The sequence below is a fragment of the Dermabacter sp. HMSC08H10 genome, assembly GCF_001807585.1.
Taxonomy (GTDB): domain Bacteria; phylum Actinomycetota; class Actinomycetes; order Actinomycetales; family Dermabacteraceae; genus Dermabacter; species Dermabacter hominis.
The window spans coordinates 1-504 of record NZ_KV789421.1; the positions used below are offsets into that span (position 1 = coordinate 1).

A 504-nucleotide genomic window follows, 5' to 3' on the forward strand; every position below is an offset into this window, starting at 1 on the left:
GGGCATGAGAGTTCCTCTCTAGAAAAAAGTATGTGTGGTGACGGGTGAGGGTCAGCGCTGGCCGGAGAAGCGTGCGCCGTCGAAGTTGGCCGAGCCCTGCGCGGAGGTGGCGTTGTCCATCGACTCCTGGTCGCCGGTCTGGAAGGCAGTGTCCATGCCGGACTGGCCCTCGACGATGCGGCCGAGCGAGGAGTTGAGGTCGGCGCTGATTTCGTCGGTGCGGCCCTTGAACTGGTCGAAGGCGGCGCGGCCGGCACCGTTGAACTTGCCCTCAAGCGGCTCAACCGAAGCGACGAGCTGCTGGACGAGGGTGCCCAAATCGTCGTTGGAGCCTGCGGTGTTGGTGGTGAGGGTGGAAAGGGTCTGGTTGCCCATATCGAACTTCATGAGTGCACTCCCTTGAAAGTAGTGGTGGGAGTGTGTGAACCACGGCGTCAGAGCGCGTGCGGTTCCCACGCTTCCCCTTGTGCTGTCCGGGACACACGTCCCGTTATCTGACCGTTA

At 62.5% G+C, this 504-nt stretch carries 1 protein-coding gene; it reads right to left on the reverse strand.

Features of this window, described 5'->3' with window-relative positions; genetic code table 11:
- Nucleotides 1–51: 51 nt before the first annotated feature.
- Nucleotides 52–387 carry a hypothetical protein gene (locus tag HMPREF3176_RS02450; protein WP_016663630.1) on the reverse strand — a complete coding sequence of 112 codons (336 nt, stop codon included), beginning with the start codon at nt 385–387 and terminating at the stop codon, nt 52–54.
- Between the last annotated feature and the right edge of the window lie 117 nt (nt 388–504).